This is a genomic window from Butyrivibrio sp. INlla14 (assembly GCF_900102515.1).
In the GTDB taxonomy this organism is placed as follows: domain Bacteria; phylum Bacillota; class Clostridia; order Lachnospirales; family Lachnospiraceae; genus Butyrivibrio.
In genome coordinates this window covers 1-16,957 of sequence record NZ_FMVS01000008.1, presented here as the reverse complement: position 1 = coordinate 16,957, position 16,957 = coordinate 1, and the positions used below count along the sequence as shown (strand labels likewise).

Below are 16,957 nucleotides of genomic sequence, written 5' to 3'. Positions count from 1 at the left end.
TTATACTACAATAAAATGCCTTCTGCAAGGGGTTGTCGAGATTTTCGATGAATTTTCTTGTTTGTAAATCTTCTCTCAAAATATGTAGCACAGTACGCATTTCTGTCTAAGCAGTAACAATCACTCAACAATACGCCCTTTATTTACTATGTATTTCAGGTTCAGATCATCGTCAACAAGCAGAATATTGGCAATTTTTCCTTCCTCAATAGAGCCCACATCTCCATCAATTCCAATAGCCCTTGCTGGGTTAAGAGTTGCAGCAAGGATGGCACTCTCAAGCTCCACACCCATGTCGCAGACTGCAGTCTTCATGCAGTCATAAAGGTTTGTAACAGAGCCTGCAACAGTATCTCCATTATCCTTTAGGGTTGCAAGCTTGCCATTCTTGATGACAGGCTGTCCGCCAAGCTGGTACTCTCCATCTGGCAGTCCCGTAGCCTCCATGCTGTCGGAAATCAGTATGACTTTGTCCTTGCCAAAAGAGCTAAAGGTAAAGCGCACCATGGCTGGATCCACGTGAATACCATCAGCTATAAGTTCAACCTCAGCCCTGTTTTCCATAGCAGCAATAATTGGGCCTGGCTTTCTGTGGTGGATTGGGTTCATGGCATTATAAAGGTGAGTAACGTGCCTTGCCCCTGCCTTAAAAGCCATATCTGCTGTCTCAAAATCGCAGTCGGTATGAGCTATTGATACATTTACCTTATCATGACATTTTTCTATGAATTCAATTGCGCATTCCGTTTCTGGAGCAATATCCACAAGCTTTATGAGTCTTCCTGAAGCCTCATAAAGTCTCTCAAACATACCTACATCCGGCTTTTGCACATATTTGGGATTCTGGGCGCCAATCTTTTTCTCGCTGATAAAAGGGCCCTCCATATTGACACCTACCAATGTGGACATAGATTTTGATGTATCTCTATTTTCCCCATTGAGGGATTTTTCGTCTATATTATCAGTTTCATCAGATCTGTCATGTTTATACGCATTCCCTTCGATGACAAAATCTCTTGCAGTTAACATGATCTCTTTAAGCACATTCTCAGGAAATGTCATGGTTGCAGGACATATACTGGTAATTCCATGCAAAAGCTCGTATCTCGCAATCTCATTTAGCCCCGCTAGATCTGCTTCGCAGAAATCGTGCCCCATGGCTCCGTGGAAATGAATATCAACAAGACCTGGAATAGCCATAAGGCCCTGGCCGTCTATTATTTCTTCGTTCTCGTTCACATTACTGCTATAAGAAGAGACTTCGCCATCTTCATTAGTGGTGACTTTAACTATTCTATCATCCCAGGTGATTACGCTCCCTTTTTCAAACTTACTATCCTTATTAAATACCCTGACATTTTTTATTATCATGATTATGACGTCCCGAATAATTTTCAATCAACTTTTTGTTTATTTGCCACAAGAAATCTTAGATGTAACTATAATTATACTCCAGCCCACACACTATGTGATAATCCTTTTGATATGATTCATATATAAATGTAGCTGATATCTTTTATCAATTTCAAGCATTGACTGATAGAAAACCTGCTGTATAATGTTAGCATATGCTAACATGTTCAACAAAGGAGGAAAGTATGAGTAAAATAGCAATTGTTTATTGGAGCGGTACAGGCAACACACAGTCAATGGCTGAAGCTGTTAAAAAAGGTGCAGAAGCAAGCGGTGCTGCTGTAGATATGTTCACACCATCAGAATTTAATTCATCCATGGTTGCAGGATATGATGCGATTGCCTTTGGATGTCCTGCCATGGGGGCAGAGGTCCTTGAGGAATCAGAGTTTGATCCAATGTTTACAGCTGTTGAAGGTTCTCTTTCAGGCAAGAAGGTAGTTCTTTTTGGCTCATATGGCTGGGGCGATGGCCAGTGGATGAGAGACTGGGAAGACAGATGCAAATCTGACAACGCAACTCTCGTTACAGAGAGCGTTATTGCCAACAATGCGCCATCATCTGATGACCTTGAGAACTGCTCAGCACTTGGCAGAGCAATCGCTTAAATCAACACTATCATTGGGGAGGCATCGCATCCAAAATGCCAGATAGCATCATCGTCGAGAACTGCTCACCTACTCTAGCAGGAATAAAGACAGGTAATATTTTCACAGTGGACCGAAGTCTAATTACTGATATACAAAAAGAGCTGTGCGAATTAAATAAGTGCTTTACGCAAAAAGGCCTGAGGGTAGTACCCCTTAGAATTTCGGAAAAGAATGTCCTGCTCTACGTTTACAGGCCAGATAGATTAAGGGAAGACCTCTCCTGTAAGGAAGCCAGATGCATTCTGCTTGAAAACGGCTATAGCTGTAATTCCATAGAAAAAGATATTGTCCATCTGATACATCAGATTCACAACAGTAAGTCTTTTCCCCATGAGATAGGTCTTTTTCTTGGATATCCGCCAGTTGATGTAAAGGGCTTTATGGAGGACTCCAGAAAGGGTGTAAAGTGCGTTGGTTACTGGAAGGTTTATGGGGACAAAGAGAAGGCTGAAAAGATCTTCTCACGATATCGAAAATGTACAGATGTATATAAAAGGTGTCTTTCAAAAGGAAGACTCTTATCTTCAATGATAGTAAAGACAAGCTAAAAATGGCACCACGTAGTCTATACGCGGTGCCATTTTTTCAGGCTCTTCTCAAATATACAAATCCAAATACTCTTGCAGATTCAACTACAAAGGAACCGCCAAAGGTTACCGGAACAGTAAGAACCTGGTCTCCTGCTACGGTTCTGTGTTCAAGTGCCTTTGATATTATCTCTTTAGGCAGAGGATATTCTACAAAATACTCCTCAGAAGTACCTGTATAATAAACCTTGCCGTTGTAGATAAACTGATCTCCAACCTTGATTGTAATTGGCTTACCATTATCTTCTCTAAGGAAGTGGACTTCAAGCAGAAGGTCCTTGCCCTCTTCTGCCTTCATGTGATAGGTGAAGCTGCCATTTGGAGTAGCCTTTCTAGTTGTTCCCTGAGATGTACTGCCAACTGAGCCATGATCCTCCATGGCATGAAGCTCGTCATTTTCATACTGGCCATAACCTGGCTGAACCGTATCTATAATGCTCTCTCTGCGGGCCTCTTCTGCTTTTCTCTTCTCTACTTCATCGCAAGAGCCAGTATTCTTATCAAAGAAATACCAGTAGATTCCATAGCGCTCCCTAGTCTTTTTGTAGTGAGGAGCAAAAACAAGCTCCCTGTCTGTTCCCTTAAGGGTAAAGTTAAGGGTTCCCTCTTCCCTTTCCATAAAGCTGTCGATGTTATCTATGTAGTCCTTGATAGTGCCTTCCTGCACTATCAGGTACTCATTGCCAGCGATCTTATTTGTAGGAATCGTAACATCAACGCCTGTTGTTCCATCTATCATGTCTTCTGTACCAAGGTTTGCTGATAATAAAACCGGACCATACTTAAAGGCAAATACAGTGTCGCAGTCAGGAAGGCCCTTGGCCACTGTCTTCATGGCAAAAGAGATTTCTATCTGATCACCATTTTCAAAGTTTCTGCTAACCTTAATGTAGCCGTCTTCTCCTGCCTTAAAACTCTCACCGCTACTAGCAAGTTTGCAGGTATAGTCTGCAGCCCAGTCAGGAACTCTAAACTTAAGGCTTACATCGCGCTTTCCTTCACATTTCACAGTGAAAAGAGCTGTATTTTCCATAGGAATCTTAGTTTCCTGGATAAGAGTCAGCTCTTTTGCCTCATCAGTAAGAGTTGATGAAACGTAGAGATTAACTGTGATTTCCTTGTCATCTGTAAAGTAAATACTGTCTGAGAGCTTTGTAAAGTTCTCCATTCCAGTACCTGTGCAGCACCAGAACTTATCAAAAGGCTGTCCGTAAACCTTGTAATAGCCTGTTGCCATGGGCTGGAAGTACATAGTCATACCATCTTCCGGATTCTGAGAAGACAAAATCGCATTGATCCAGGTATTCTCATAATAATCTGCATACTTCTTGTCCCCTGTGATGCGGAACAGGTCCCTGCTCATCTTGAGCATGTTGTAGGTATTGCAGGTCTCGTTATTACAGTTGGTGCGCTCTGCGTCAAGAACAAAATCCTCGCCAAAGTGTTCCCACTCACTGTTTCCACCAGTTACATAGGTGTGCCTGTTAACTACCATATCCCAGAAAGCCTTGACATATTCAAGGTATTCACTAGCCTCTTCACCAACAGTCATGTATCTGTTAAGGGCTCCCAGGAATTTAGGAATAGTTGTGTTGGCATGGCGGTTATTTAGAACATTTTTATCTCCGCTGGCTATCTTCTTAAACAGCTCATCCTCATCAAAAGCGTGAGCAGCCTTAAGATGTTCCTCCTTGCCAGTTAGCTTGTAGAGCTTATAAAGAGCATCATTCATGCCGCCATATTCTATTCCAAGGACTGTCCTGTGAGTCTCCTCAGACCAGGAAGAAGCCCTGTTGTAGCTCCAGTCGCCTATTCCCTCTGCCACCTTAAGGGCAGTTTCATAGCCAGTTAATATATATGTGTTTACAAGTCCGTCCAGGATCTTGTGCATCGTATACCAAGGAACCCAAGCCTGAGTTATGATGTTTGTTTTACCCTCTTCTACATTATCAAACTGTTTCTCTACATTGCTGATATCAAGAATAGCAGCGCCAAATACAAAGCCAGGCCTGCCAAGTGAGTGCTGCTGGCACTCATAAAGGCCATCCACCATTTTCTTTATAAGATTCAAAAGAGCTTCTTTATCCTCAGGAGAAGTTCCGGGATTAGCATAGCCCTGAGAAGCCGCGGTAAGGTAGTGGCCCATTGTATGGCCCCCGATAAGCATATTCTCCCAGCCAGCATAACGCATTTTCTTGGGACTAAGTCCTGCGTTTTCATAAAATCCAGAAAGCATCCTGTCAGGATCGATGCTTTTTAAGTACGCAACGTCCTTATCAAGGGCATTCTGGCAATAATCATCTGTAAGAAGTACTTGTGAAAGCTTATACTCTTTTAACATTTCTCTCTCCCCGATTTTGATCTGATATAGGAACTGCTCTAAGACTATAGATTTTCGCAGTTCTATAAATAGTATGATAACATAGGCATTTTTCACTTACACTTCATATATTGCTTGCTTATTATTAAAAATGGCGCCGCAACATGCGGCGCCATTTTTTTATCATATTTTACATGATCATCAAGGTTTGAAGTAGCTCATTGTCTCAGTCATATTCTCAGCCAGCTCTTCCTGAACCATCTTCATGTAGGTATCAGAAATCTTGATGCCACCCATAACAGTCAGAACAGTTGCAACGCCAACAATCGCCGCTACAGCAGCAAAAATCAGCTTTTTGTACCAACTTACCATTACGAACTCTGGTTTCCATTTATGTGCCTCCTTATCCTTAAGGTTGTCAAAACGAACAATTATCAGATTAATTATAAACGTATTCTAGATAATGCATAATTAAATCTTTATAAAGACATCATTTAACAATTAAAAAGTAAGGCATATACATCTATATTTGGAAATTTAGGATATAGAAATTAAGAAAGCATTCAGGATATTTTCTCGCTAATAGCCTTCCAATTACTGCAGCGGGTAAAATTGTCCCCCGGAAGCTCGTGCTCATGATTCCAAGGTCTGTCAAATACCAAAACCTTGAGCTCAGGCAGATGATCAAAAAACTTAAAGGCCATTGGTGAATCCTCTATGGCATAATCAAACTTGATCTTGTAATAGTCCTCAAGTTCCATGTTGAACTCGCTGTTTTTTATAAATGAATCTCTTCCATATTTGTTCAGACAAAAGAGTTTTACTCTCTCAAGGCCATGCTGATCAAGCCACTGTCTTGAAGGCTCGTAGGCACTTGCAGGTCTTCCTGTTATGATCATCACTTCATGTCCCTTATCTAAAAGCTCGTTGATGACTGTAGATGCGCCGGGAGTTTCCTCATATCCTAAAAGAATCTCAGGACGATGGCCCTCAAGCATAAGCTGCTCGTATTCTTCATCAGTTAGTCCAAAAGACTGCTGAAGGTTAAAAAACTTAACCTGCTCGTAGGGAACATTTTTCCCAAAGAGCCTTGCTGCGATATCTACAAAGCCTCTTGCTGTCTCGCATAAACAATCATCAAAATCAACGTAAATCTTCATTGTGTTACCTCTTACTTCTTACTTCTTATTTCTTACTTCTAAATCTACTAGATCTTATATTTTTCTTTCTGCTTACAGATTCTGTCAGGAACATCCCTGACAAACTATAATATCATATTTGTCCAGCCAAATGTACATTTTCTCGTTTCCTGCTCAATTCTTGTCAAAACCAATTAAGGGCAATCAGGGCAATTCCCGATACTATCAGCATTACGATAACTATCTTCTTTACCGCTTTCTCATCAATAACCTTGGCACTCAGAATTCCCAGAACCAGTCCGATCAGCATAAATGGAGAAAGCTTCAGAGCACTCTTTAAGGATTCTAAAGTTATAATGCCGTAAAAGAGATATAAAATGATCCTGAAGGTATTCTCAATTATAAACACTGTGCAGATATTGGCCTTAAAAGAGCTGGTATCCTTTGTGGTTCTGCCGATGTAAGCCCCAAGGAGCGCTCCAACCCCGTAAAGGCCGCAGAGAAAGCCTGACAAAATGCCTATAATTGTAAGAAGGAGCCTTGAGCCTTTTGTCTCTTTACTGGATAATTCTCTTATCAGCATCTCTATGCCAACTATTATGACAAGCACTCCGAAAATAATCTTGATAAGGGTTATATCTGCATTTTTAAGTAATAAAGCCCCTCCAATGCTTCCAATTATCACCATAAACGACAGAGGAAGGACAGTTTTTAAATCAATTGACTTTCTCTCCCTCCAGCTTATTATAAGGTTTGTGGGATACCCCAGAAGAAGCTCCACTGGAGATATATTTATATTGGCCGAGCCAAAGCTTAGTATCGATGTGAAAACCAGTGTATTTGCAAAGCCGCATAGTCCTTTTACAAAAAAAGCGGAAAGCGTTGCAATAATCCAAAATAGCATGTTATCTTCTACACTTTCAAAAAATTTTTTTAGTTACAAAAAGCCACGGTTACTGGGCTAATCTATAAAGGGTCAGTGTTTTATCTTCCAATGAGCTAAACTCTGGTTCAGATGAAACCACTTCATATTCAGTGTCGAGAATTCCCTGAATATATGTGTCTTTATTACTATTTACGATAATCCACAAAGGCTTCTTGGTTTTAAATTCCTCATTTAACAGCTCTACATATGACTCACTAAATTTAGCCTGCCAGTCCTGATAGGCAAAGAACCTGCACGCAGGAGAAATGTCCATATCCAGATAAATTGTCGGATTGACGTTATATGCCACAACGCTGCCACGCTCATTCTCTGGAATCTGAGAAGAAAAATCAATTAGCTGCCTGTACTTGGCCACAGCCTCTTCAGAAGGATTTGCAGAATAGTCCTCATACTTACCAGCCATCTTGATGATCTCCTTGCCTGTTCTATAGGAAGCAATAAGAAGCGTACCAGTTAGCGCAAAAATACCCATTTTTCTTGCTATGTCGCGGTTTTCAGCTATAGTGTATGTCAGCTCATAGACAGAAACTATTAGAAGGCCAAAAGTGATCATAGAATAATGGTCATATCTAAAGATACTCTTAAGCAGAATTTGAGTTCCGATTCCCATAGCAATATACATTATTCCGTCATAATATCTTTTCCTGAAAAGGATTATAAAGCCTGTTCCCATCAGAGCATAGCTTCCAATCTGCCTTGTAGCTGACTTAATAAAAGTAATTAAACTGCTATTTGCCACGGCTGTATAGGAAAGATTAAACAATATCGTTCCGTACCAGAAATCATAGGTACAATCATTAATAGCAAAAAAAATCATAAATGGAACAATCACCAGTGCTGTTCCGCCAATAAACGCTATTGCATTCCGAAGGAGATTGCCCCAGGCCTTGTTTGCACATAGATAAATTACTATAAAAAGTACAGCAATGCACACAGCTACAGAGTTTGTTATCCTGGACATTACGCACAGACCAAAGGTTATTCCGTAAAAACAAGCATACAAAGGGTTATGATCTGGCTTTTCTTTTGTCTTTTTATGAATCCAGCCAGTAATGAAGGTAAAGCAAATTATGAGAAATGGATTTATATATTCTTCTAAAAGATTTCCACCCTCATAATTGCAGGAAAACACTATGATGCCAAGGCATGTGCCTAAAACAGACCATAGCTCATTAAGAGCCCTTCTGAGCAGCTTGTATATAAAGCTTTCCGAAACAATGGCAAATAATATCTGGATGATCAACATACCATATTTATTTCCTGTAAGCATGAATCCCAGCAGATTTACCAGGAAAATTGCAGGGCCCTTCTGATCCCACAAATCTTTATAGGGTGTAAGACCTCCAAGCCATTCCCTGCCCATTACCAGGAAGAAGCTAGAATCCCAAGCTTTAAAATTGGGATATAGAGGGCTTGTTGAAGCTGAAAAATACAGCACCATTGCCGCAGCAAAAATGATAAAAAGCAAATACTTTAGTGATCTATTTAAGAGGATTTTGTATTTCATTTTAGTCTAATATGTACCCTTTCAGCTGATATATGTAGTCGAGACACACATTAAACAATTTAACATCTATCAGGGGGAAAAACAACGAAAAAAGTGACAGGTACTGTGAAGAAGTGTTCACGATACCTGTCACCAATAACAATTCATCTCAAATCTTATTATCAATCTCTCTTAAAGATATCTCTTGTATAAACCTTATCCTGTACATCATCAAGAACAGAATCATATCTGTTAGCAATGATGCTGTCTGACCCGCTCTTAAACTTCTCAATGTCATTGACTACAAGTGATCCAAAGAAGGTTGTTCCATCAGGAAGCGTTGGCTCATAGATAATTACAGTTGCGCCCTTGGCCTTAAGCCTCTTCATAACACCCTGAATACTACTCTGTCTGAAGTTGTCAGAATTAGACTTCATAGTAAGCCTGTAAACACCTACTGTGATTGGTCTCTCCTTCTCTGCATTCCACATTGAAGACTCTGTGTAGTAGCCTGCCTTCTCCAAAACCATATTGGCAATGTGATCCTTACGAGTGCGGTTACTCTCAACAATAGCCCTGATCAGATCCTCTGGCACATCCTGGAAGTTTGCAAGAAGCTGCTTGGTATCCTTGGGCAGGCAATATCCGCCATAACCAAATGAAGGATTGTTGTAGTGAGTTCCAATTCTAGGATCAAGGCAAACACCCTCAATGATTTTCTGTGTATCAAGGCCCTTGAGCTCTGCATATGTATCAAGCTCGTTGAAATAGCTGACTCTAAGTGCAAGATATGTATTAGCAAAAAGCTTAACCGCCTCTGCCTCTGTAAATCCCATGAATAATGTATCGATGTTCTCTTTCTCAGCGCCCTCTACCAGGAGATTTGCAAAAACCTCTGCCTTCTCGCGGCTGGCATCATCGCATCCAACAATAATTCTGCTAGGATAAAGATTGTCATAAAGAGCCTTGGACTCACGCAGAAACTCTGGTGAAAAGAGAATTCTATCTGTCTTAAACTGCTCTCTCACCTTCTTGGTATAGCCTACAGGAATTGTAGACTTGATGATCATTGTAGCAGTCTTGCTGGACTTAAGAACCAGGTCAATTACCGCCTCAACTGCTGAACAGTCAAAAAAGTTCTTGGCAGGATCATAGTTTGTAGGCGCTGCGATAATAACATAATCAGCATCTGCATACGCTGACGCACCATCTGTTGTAGCCTTTAAATTCAGCTTTCTCTCCTCGTGCTCAGCCAAAAACTTCTCAATATATTCGTCCTGAATAGGTGATATCCACTTGTTTAACTTCTCAACCTTCTCTTCAAGGATATCAACCGCTGTCACCTCATTGTGCTGTGACAAAAGAACTGCCAGTGACAGTCCAACATATCCAGTTCCCGCTACTGCTATTTTCATAATCTTATCCTCCATAACGCATAACTTCCTGCGGACAAAGTAGGAATATGTCCGCAAGAATCTGGCATTGCCAGATACGCATTTTTTTATATTTGTTATAAATGAAATTACTCCATGACTTACATCATTTTCGCAATTCTATCATCTACATAAAATCTTAAGATATTTCGATGGTATTTCTTAAGAATTATATGATAACATATTTCTCGGTTCAAGTTTTCAGCCAATAAATCTTTTGGCACTTAAGTTCTTTCGAGCAGGGATAATTTTAATTTATGTCGACAAAGAAACTACGATATAAAAAGATACTGATATTTCCTACGCATTTGCATTATTATATCTATGACTCTTTTCCTTATTCCTTCATCATATTGCTCAGCTCCCATTACTATTTCTGAAACTTGTGAGTAATTGAAATCAAATTTTATTTGCTGTCCGTATTTACTCTCAGCAATATTAAGCTGCTCTGTAAAATCATCACAAAACGTCTTGGGCTTAACCCTGTCTATTAGTTCAATAACATCCTGATTCAAAGGATATTCCATCATAGTATCAGACAACAATCCTGCTCCATTATCAAAAATTGGAGCCAGCTTATAATTTCCTTTTCCATCCATCAACACAGCAAGATTATGCGTATGACGGTCTTCATTTAAAAAAAGAGCATCAACAGCCAATACCTTGCACATATAAATTCCAAAGTCAGCTATCCCGGTTGTCCTCTCTACTTCCGAAACAATTGCATCCAACCTTTGTTCATGATCATCTATAGAGTAAATAATATTATTAAGCCCTCTGCCAAACTGCTGCTTAAAAAGCCTTTCCAAAGTAATAAGCTGCCACCCATCAGTAAAATCGGCACTTTTACAAGCATTGAATTTCTGACCATTATATACTATCTCATCTAGTTCATAATCAACGTACTCATTCCTGGCAAGGTCAGATAATCCAAGCAATTTGGAAACAGTATACTCAACAAGCCCTTCATATCCAAGATAATCTGCCTTATACCATATATTATCTCTGCTGAACTTGAGCTGATTCCCTTTTGATGATTGTCTGTCAGGCATATTCAATTCATTTTCCAATAGCTCTACCAATTTCTCACCTCTCAATTTCTATCCAAAAATTATCCTCAGCCATACGCCCCTTAGTCTTTTCGATAATCAATATAGGATCATAAAAGGGTATTCCAAGACGCTTTAACTCAAGTTTCATCTTATCCCTCTGCCTTGGAAAGCAACGTGATTCTATAAACTCCTCGTAGTCTTCAAATGTAGGCTCTGTATTAACACCAAAAGCCCTAAACATGGGCTTGTCTACATAGTTGTGTATTTCCACTTCTCTTTGGCTTTCATCAACGTCAATGACAGTGCAGATTGTATTCTCATATCTATATACTAAACGAAGCTTTAACTTGTTATCTGGTATTTCCAGCTTTCTGGCAAGTTCTGGCTTTCGCATAAGAATGTCTACAAGAGTAACTATAGGCCCAGTTATTGCCCCATCTTTTGTCTCCCAATTCTCCACTGTTCGAACCGCACAGTTTGCAAATACAGCAAACTCGCGCTGCGTCATCCCAAGAAGATTTCTTACTCTCTTGATATCAGCCCCTGTTATTTCACTTGCTATAGCATATCTATTACCCATACAAATCACCTCACCATAATTTAACCACATATTTTGCGGTATTTCAATGACGTTTTACCGCAAAATATGTGGTTGGATTAGTGTACAACAAATCCCTGCTCTTTTGAGCAGGGATTCTTTTTTCATCTCAAAGCCTAGTTATCCTTCCAGCATAGCCAGTTCGTCATCAATAGCTCTAGACACAAACTGATTAATTGTTATGCCCTCATTTGCAGCATAGAGGGCTACTTTTTTATGCTGTTCAGGTTTAATCCTGACATTAAATGAACCTTTGAACTCTCTTTCTGGCTCTTTTCCAATCTGAACACAATAGTCAATATATTTTTTCACAGAATTATGGAACTCCACTGTCAGTTCCTGTACAGATTGACCATGAAAGTTTATTGAATCATTTAATCCAAGAACATGGCCAACAAATATCTGATCCTCCTGATCAAATTCAATCTTTGCGTGGTAACCTTCATATTCCATTAAAGAACTGATCATTATATCTCACCTACCTCTCCTAAAAACTTGATGATCATCTTGATCTGATAACGGTATAACTCATCACCAGGATGTGGACCATCAAACTCACGTGTTGTAAAATTCGTAGGAGATGACTTACTAAGCAGTTTCCTGAGTAGTTCTTCCTTTTTAGGCATAATCAAATCCTTTGCAACTATTTTCTAGTTGCATTTTAGCATTATGTATCTCGCGTGTCAATTTCTGAAAATGGCCTCGGCACCCCCTGCTTTTGTGTTTACTCCCTAGCCATCTGCACAGTACAACCAATCCAATTCCTACAAGAAATCCAATAGCATCAAATATGATGTCTCTCACTTCAAACTCTCTGGTCGGAAGGAAGATTTTCAGCGTTTCATCCGCAAAAGATGATAACCCATCTGTGGAACTAGTAGTTACTGCACTTAATGTTAACAACGGTCACAACGCCGGGCTCATGGAGGCTTGTAAAACTCTTAAGGGCTATTCCATTTTTGTCTCAAAAGTGCGAAAATATAAGCAGTTAGTGGAAGATGAGTACGACTTGTCGCACTCTACTCCACTCAAACTTTTAGCAGACAAAAGAGACGTGATGAATAATCTCATAAAGCAAGCTGTTACGCTTGCCATTGATGAATGTAATCAGGAAAATATCCTTAAATCTTTCTTTGAAGAGTACAGAGAGGAAATCATAACTGTGGGTGTATTGGAATACTCTTATGAACGTCATATGCAGATAGTTCAGGATGAAAGCTATAATAATGGCTTTAATAACGGCGTGAATACTGGTCATAATAATGGAGTCAAGGATACAACCGAATTATTCTCCTGGCTAAAATCAAACGGTCGAGCATCCGATGTATTAACCGCTATAGATGATTCTGGCTACCTTGCACAACTTTTTGCTGAATACGAAACCTGGAAGAAAGAACATAACAAACAATGACTTCTTGCAGACAAAAGCGTAAATCGCCTCTTCAAATCCAAAACCTGGGAGGAACTTAAAATGGTTGCACAGAATAATGAATGTATGTCTTCTGCTGTTGAATCACTATATCTCTCTAACACTGATGAGAACATCCGCAAAGTTGCCAGAGAACGTGATGATTTTCTCCGCTATCAGGCAAAAAGAGAGGCAACGATAAAAGAGCTTTCTGATGAAAATGCCCGCCTCCGTAAACTTCTAGAGAATAATGGTATTAAGCCATAAGGCCCTATATAGTAATCCCTGCTCTTTCGAGCAGGGATTCTTTTTACATACCCTCTATTCACTAGCCCAAAATCAACATTAAGAAAATCTTAAAAAATTTCGATGGTAAATCTTAAGAATTTTGTGCTAGCATAGATTCCGGCTCAAGTTTTCAGTCAACAAATCTGTTGACACTCGGGCCATCACATCTGGCAATTTGCCAGTACTTTCCTACAGCAGCTTGCAAGCAGTGTAGAAAAAGACAGAAAGGAATTAAACAATTTGATAATCAGTAAAAACAAAAACTTTTTTAGGGCACTTTGGCGGCCATGGATTAACCGGATGTACAAGGACACAATCTTCAGACTGCTCTTCAAAGATGACAAAAAAGCTCTACTAGACTTGTACAATGCAATTAACCACTCTAATTATGTTAATCCTGATGACCTTATCATCACCACTTTGGAAAATGCGATATTTATGGGTATAAAGAACGACCTGTCCTTCATCATAGATACACATCTGAATATCTACGAGCACCAGTCCACTAAGTGCCCCAATATGCCTCTACGATGCCTATTCTATGTGAGCACCTTATACTCGCAGCTCATTGACCAAAATTTATTATACAGAAGCACAAAAATTGACATCTGCGAGCCGCATTTCATTATGTTTTACAATGGCAAAGAAGAAATGCCAGAGAAAATGACTTACAAGTTATCAGATTTGTACATGAATAAATCTGAAAATCCAGACCTAGAACTCATCGTAAAGGTGTATAATATCAACAAAGGAATGAACCCCGATCTGATGAAAAGCTGCAAGAAGCTTGAAGAATACTCACTTTTTGTTGCAAAAGTCCGCGAATACGCAAACAGTATGCCTATGTACAAGGCTATTCCAAAGGCTATTGATTATTGCATTGAGCACGACATTCTGCGTGACTTCTTGATAAAGGAAAGGAAGACCATTATCATGTATAGTTTATTTGAATATGACCAAGCCGAACATATGAAGGATATTGCAGAAGTAAACAGACTTGAAGGCATAAAGGAAGGTAAAAAAGAAGGAATCAATGATACAACTGAGTTATTCTCCTGGCTGAAGTCTAATGGCCGAGCCTCAGATGTATTAACCGCAATCGATGATTCTGACTTCCTCTCACAGCTTTTTGCTGAATATGAAACCTGGAAGAATGTGAATTTCCTCTTTTTTTAACTATCGAATCTCATTTTGCCAGAAATCCGCGTTTTCACTCTTCATCTTGGTCTTGATCTTTTTTAATCCTGCGTCTTCTCGTTCTTTTCACTGGTACGCTGTCACTTTCTTCATCGTAGCCAAGGAATGCAAGCACCTCTTCAACTGTCTTCCCGCTTTTATCAAACGCTTTGAGTATCTTTTTGCGGTTCTCGTCTTTCTGTTTTTTTATCAGGCTGTTCAGTTTCTCCACTTCATTTTCATACCTGTCTTTAAGCTTGAACACTGCATCCTGCTGTTTCTTTATCTGATCTTCTATGTTGCTTTTTCTTCCTGCCATGCCAGTCCCTCCTTAAGCTATCCCCTGGATCTCTTTCTCTGAAAGTTCCTTGAGCTTATTCCCAAGAACCATTGCCTGTTTCTTTATGTTCTGTTCATCCATTCCGAAAGCCCCAAGTATCAGCTTTTGAGTCTTTGTGACCGCAAAGTTAAGTCTGTAGCTTCCGTCCGGCTGTCTGCTCATCTCGATCTTCTCAAGTTCTTTAAGAGCTGCAGGCACTGACATGAAATTGTATTTCTTTTCGTCTTCAGCCATCTTATCTTTCAGATATGTATATATCCTGTTTCTGATGATAAGGGCGATGAATTCGATAAATATCTTTGTTTCTGTAGATTCCTCCGAGTGTGTCCTTTCACTTCTGTTCCCTAGATATGATTTATCCCCTCTGAAGAGCTTTTCAGAGGCATCTCTGCTCTTATACAGATTTAAAGCCTCTTCCGCGCTCATCTTTTGGGATGATACTATCACAAAATATCCGCAGAGTTTTATTTCTCTGTTAATGACATCTTCTTTTTCCCTGGCACACACAAATGTTTCATCAGGTTTGCCTTCATGGTAATAAACAAGGTCAAAGTATTTATCAAAGCCATCGCCCCTTCCGGGAGTGCCTTCGATGTCGTGAAGGTATTTCTTCATCCGGTCGATTTTTGTTTCAACCTTTTCTCTCTCGCTGATGTTTTTTCTGTTGCTATAGTAAATATGGAAATATCTTTCCTTCTCGTCTGAATCAAACAGCTTTCCTTTTACAGTTATCCCGCTGACCTTATAGGTCCTTATGCTGTTTTTTCTTTCTTCTTCAAAGCTACCTTTATGTGACAGGACCAGATCACTCACCAGGTCTTTCATGCCTTTCATCATGATCAGAAAATCAAATCCGTTCCTGTCCATATAGCGAAGATTTGACTCACTGAAATATCCACGATCCAGTATAAATCCCACGTTCTTATATCCATATCCGGCAGCTTTATTCAGCATATACTGAAGCTGTGACACATCATTGATGCTTCCGGGGTATTCCTCATAAAAAAGCGGATCTCTGTTATCGTGATCATATGCTATCGAGTAATTGAAGATTGTCTTCCCTTGATCATCCTTGGGATGTCCATACTCTGCAAAGTCTACGTCGCCGATTTGGCAGTTCTTATTGGTTGAGTCATATGAAATGTATATCTTCTCTTTATGCTTACGCCTCCCGTTCCACTCAATCAGAAATTTTATCCTCTGATCTGTCATATCCTGTCCAAGGAAAGAAGATACTTTTGAGTCACTGTATATTTTCATATCATCCGTAAAAAGAGGATGATTATAAGCGTAATCAGGATAATACTGGCCGGCATTATTTTCTGTGAGCAGCGAATAGGCTGCAAGGTCCAAAAACAGGCCACTTTCCTTGCCGATCAACTCATCCAGGATCTCATCAAGATGATATTCTGCCACGATCTTACGTATTATAAAAAATGGTCCGACACGCAGGCAGTAGCTTCGGAAAGAATCATCGAGCCTTTCAGGCAGCTCCACAAGATCTCCAAAAAATCTCATGTAGTTATCGTTGGGATACATCATCCCCGGGTCATCTTCACAAGGCTTCCCTATGGGCCTTGTCTGTGGAGAGGTGCGCTTCTTAGAAGGGTCATATTTGCTCTTCACTACGTAGTATATATAATCGGAACCCTTGATGTTTTTTATTGATATCCCGGTCGGCAGATCTGGAATTCTCACTTTATATCTCTGATACATGGCTCCTCCTATAGATAGTTATTTAACTATCTATAGGATAGCATTTTTTTGTTAACTTCCTATCTTTTTAACTCTCGTCGTCACTTCCGGTAAATCCCCTCAAAAAATCTCTTAATGCAGGGTTGATGATTTTTAATCCTCCTCATCAGCGTCCCCATTCATGAATTCTATGATCTCTTTCAGTGACTTTTTACTCTTCTCGAAAGCCTTCACCAGTTCCTTGCTCTCAAGTTCCCTGCGCTTTGTTATGAGCTTGTCCAGTTCTTTAAGCTCTGCTTCATATCTGTCTTTTGCCTTAAATACTGCCTCTTCCTGTTTCTTGATTCTATCGTCTAAACTTGTTCTTGCCATGATATCAGTCCTCCCTCTCTGCATTTGCCTTAACAATTACATTCTTTAGATCTT

The 16,957-nt window shown here is 39.8% G+C and carries 20 protein-coding genes; 5 read left to right on the top strand and 15 right to left on the bottom strand.

Features of this window, described 5'->3' with window-relative positions; all coding sequences use genetic code 11:
- Positions 1-120: 120 nt before the first annotated feature.
- Positions 121-1,371 (bottom strand): N-acetylglucosamine-6-phosphate deacetylase, encoded by a 1,251-nt coding sequence (nagA, locus tag BLO53_RS06705; protein WP_092059912.1) that lies wholly within the window; start codon positions 1,369-1,371, stop codon positions 121-123.
- Between the two features lie 227 nt (positions 1,372-1,598).
- Here nagA and BLO53_RS06700 point away from each other — a divergent pair, with 227 nt between their 5' ends.
- Positions 1,599-2,021: a flavodoxin gene (locus BLO53_RS06700; protein ID WP_026488371.1), complete on the top strand. Its 423-nt coding sequence runs from the start codon at positions 1,599-1,601 to the stop codon at positions 2,019-2,021.
- 35 nt (positions 2,022-2,056) lie between these two features.
- The gene (locus tag BLO53_RS06695; RefSeq protein ID WP_092059910.1) at positions 2,057-2,611 is read left to right on the top strand and encodes a DUF3793 family protein; all 555 of its coding nucleotides are present in this window, start codon (positions 2,057-2,059) and stop codon (positions 2,609-2,611) included.
- A 37-nt stretch (positions 2,612-2,648) separates the two neighbouring features.
- Here BLO53_RS06695 and BLO53_RS06690 read toward each other — a convergent pair whose 3' ends face one another.
- From BLO53_RS06690 to BLO53_RS20000, 11 genes are all read right to left on the bottom strand, one after another.
- Positions 2,649-4,991 (bottom strand): glycoside hydrolase family 127 protein, encoded by a 2,343-nt coding sequence (locus BLO53_RS06690; RefSeq protein ID WP_092059908.1) that lies wholly within the window; start codon positions 4,989-4,991, stop codon positions 2,649-2,651.
- 180 nt (positions 4,992-5,171) lie between these two features.
- A complete protein-coding gene (locus BLO53_RS19165; RefSeq protein WP_176757194.1) occupies positions 5,172-5,342 on the bottom strand; it encodes a hypothetical protein in 171 nt (56 codons plus the stop codon).
- A gap of 191 nt (positions 5,343-5,533) precedes the next feature.
- A complete protein-coding gene (locus tag BLO53_RS06685) occupies positions 5,534-6,130 on the bottom strand; it encodes a 5' nucleotidase, NT5C type (protein WP_092059906.1) in 597 nt (198 codons plus the stop codon).
- A 163-nt stretch (positions 6,131-6,293) separates the two neighbouring features.
- Positions 6,294-7,013 (bottom strand): sulfite exporter TauE/SafE family protein, encoded by a 720-nt coding sequence (locus BLO53_RS06680; RefSeq protein WP_092059904.1) that lies wholly within the window; start codon positions 7,011-7,013, stop codon positions 6,294-6,296.
- Positions 7,014-7,062: 49 nt separating this feature from the next.
- Entirely contained in the window at positions 7,063-8,562 is a 1,500-nt protein-coding gene (locus tag BLO53_RS06675) for an ArnT family glycosyltransferase (protein ID WP_092059902.1), read from the bottom strand.
- 161 nt (positions 8,563-8,723) lie between these two features.
- A complete protein-coding gene (locus BLO53_RS06670; RefSeq protein ID WP_092060093.1) occupies positions 8,724-9,956 on the bottom strand; it encodes a nucleotide sugar dehydrogenase in 1,233 nt (410 codons plus the stop codon).
- Between the two features lie 290 nt (positions 9,957-10,246).
- Positions 10,247-11,056, bottom strand: a complete 810-nt coding sequence (locus BLO53_RS06665) for a hypothetical protein (protein ID WP_092059900.1) — start codon at positions 11,054-11,056, stop codon at positions 10,247-10,249.
- Positions 11,057-11,060: 4 nt separating this feature from the next.
- Complete coding sequence (locus BLO53_RS06660) at positions 11,061-11,606, bottom strand: helix-turn-helix domain-containing protein (RefSeq protein ID WP_092059898.1); 546 nt, start codon at positions 11,604-11,606, stop codon at positions 11,061-11,063.
- 138 nt (positions 11,607-11,744) lie between these two features.
- Positions 11,745-12,092: a type II toxin-antitoxin system HicB family antitoxin gene (locus BLO53_RS06655; protein ID WP_092059896.1), complete on the bottom strand. Its 348-nt coding sequence runs from the start codon at positions 12,090-12,092 to the stop codon at positions 11,745-11,747.
- Positions 12,092-12,250 (bottom strand): hypothetical protein, encoded by a 159-nt coding sequence (locus BLO53_RS19160; RefSeq protein ID WP_176757193.1) that lies wholly within the window; start codon positions 12,248-12,250, stop codon positions 12,092-12,094. Before BLO53_RS19160 ends, BLO53_RS06655 begins: the two co-directional genes overlap by 1 nt.
- Positions 12,243-12,428 (bottom strand): hypothetical protein, encoded by a 186-nt coding sequence (locus BLO53_RS20000; RefSeq protein ID WP_442857213.1) that lies wholly within the window; start codon positions 12,426-12,428, stop codon positions 12,243-12,245. The genes BLO53_RS19160 and BLO53_RS20000 overlap by 8 nt, the downstream gene beginning before the upstream one ends.
- A gap of 64 nt (positions 12,429-12,492) precedes the next feature.
- On the opposite strand from BLO53_RS20000, the gene BLO53_RS06645 reads away from it, so the two are divergent.
- The 3 genes from BLO53_RS06645 (at position 12,493) to BLO53_RS06635 (ending at position 14,496) form a co-directional block, all read left to right on the top strand.
- Positions 12,493-13,035 carry a hypothetical protein gene (locus tag BLO53_RS06645; RefSeq protein WP_176757192.1) on the top strand — a complete coding sequence of 181 codons (543 nt, stop codon included), beginning with the start codon at positions 12,493-12,495 and terminating at the stop codon, positions 13,033-13,035.
- A 60-nt stretch (positions 13,036-13,095) separates the two neighbouring features.
- Complete coding sequence (locus BLO53_RS06640) at positions 13,096-13,299, top strand: hypothetical protein (RefSeq protein WP_092059894.1); 204 nt, start codon at positions 13,096-13,098, stop codon at positions 13,297-13,299.
- A 321-nt stretch (positions 13,300-13,620) separates the two neighbouring features.
- Positions 13,621-14,496, top strand: a complete 876-nt coding sequence (locus tag BLO53_RS06635; RefSeq protein WP_242875324.1) for a hypothetical protein — start codon at positions 13,621-13,623, stop codon at positions 14,494-14,496.
- A 34-nt stretch (positions 14,497-14,530) separates the two neighbouring features.
- Here BLO53_RS06635 and BLO53_RS06630 read toward each other — a convergent pair whose 3' ends face one another.
- The 3 genes from BLO53_RS06630 to BLO53_RS06620 form a co-directional block, all read right to left on the bottom strand.
- Positions 14,531-14,815, bottom strand: coding sequence for a hypothetical protein (locus BLO53_RS06630; RefSeq protein ID WP_092059889.1), 285 nt, complete (start codon positions 14,813-14,815; stop codon positions 14,531-14,533).
- A gap of 12 nt (positions 14,816-14,827) precedes the next feature.
- Entirely contained in the window at positions 14,828-16,552 is a 1,725-nt protein-coding gene (locus BLO53_RS06625; RefSeq protein WP_092059887.1) for an IS1634 family transposase, read from the bottom strand.
- Positions 16,553-16,684: 132 nt separating this feature from the next.
- Complete coding sequence (locus BLO53_RS06620) at positions 16,685-16,903, bottom strand: hypothetical protein (protein WP_022755965.1); 219 nt, start codon at positions 16,901-16,903, stop codon at positions 16,685-16,687.
- Between the last annotated feature and the right edge of the window lie 54 nt (positions 16,904-16,957).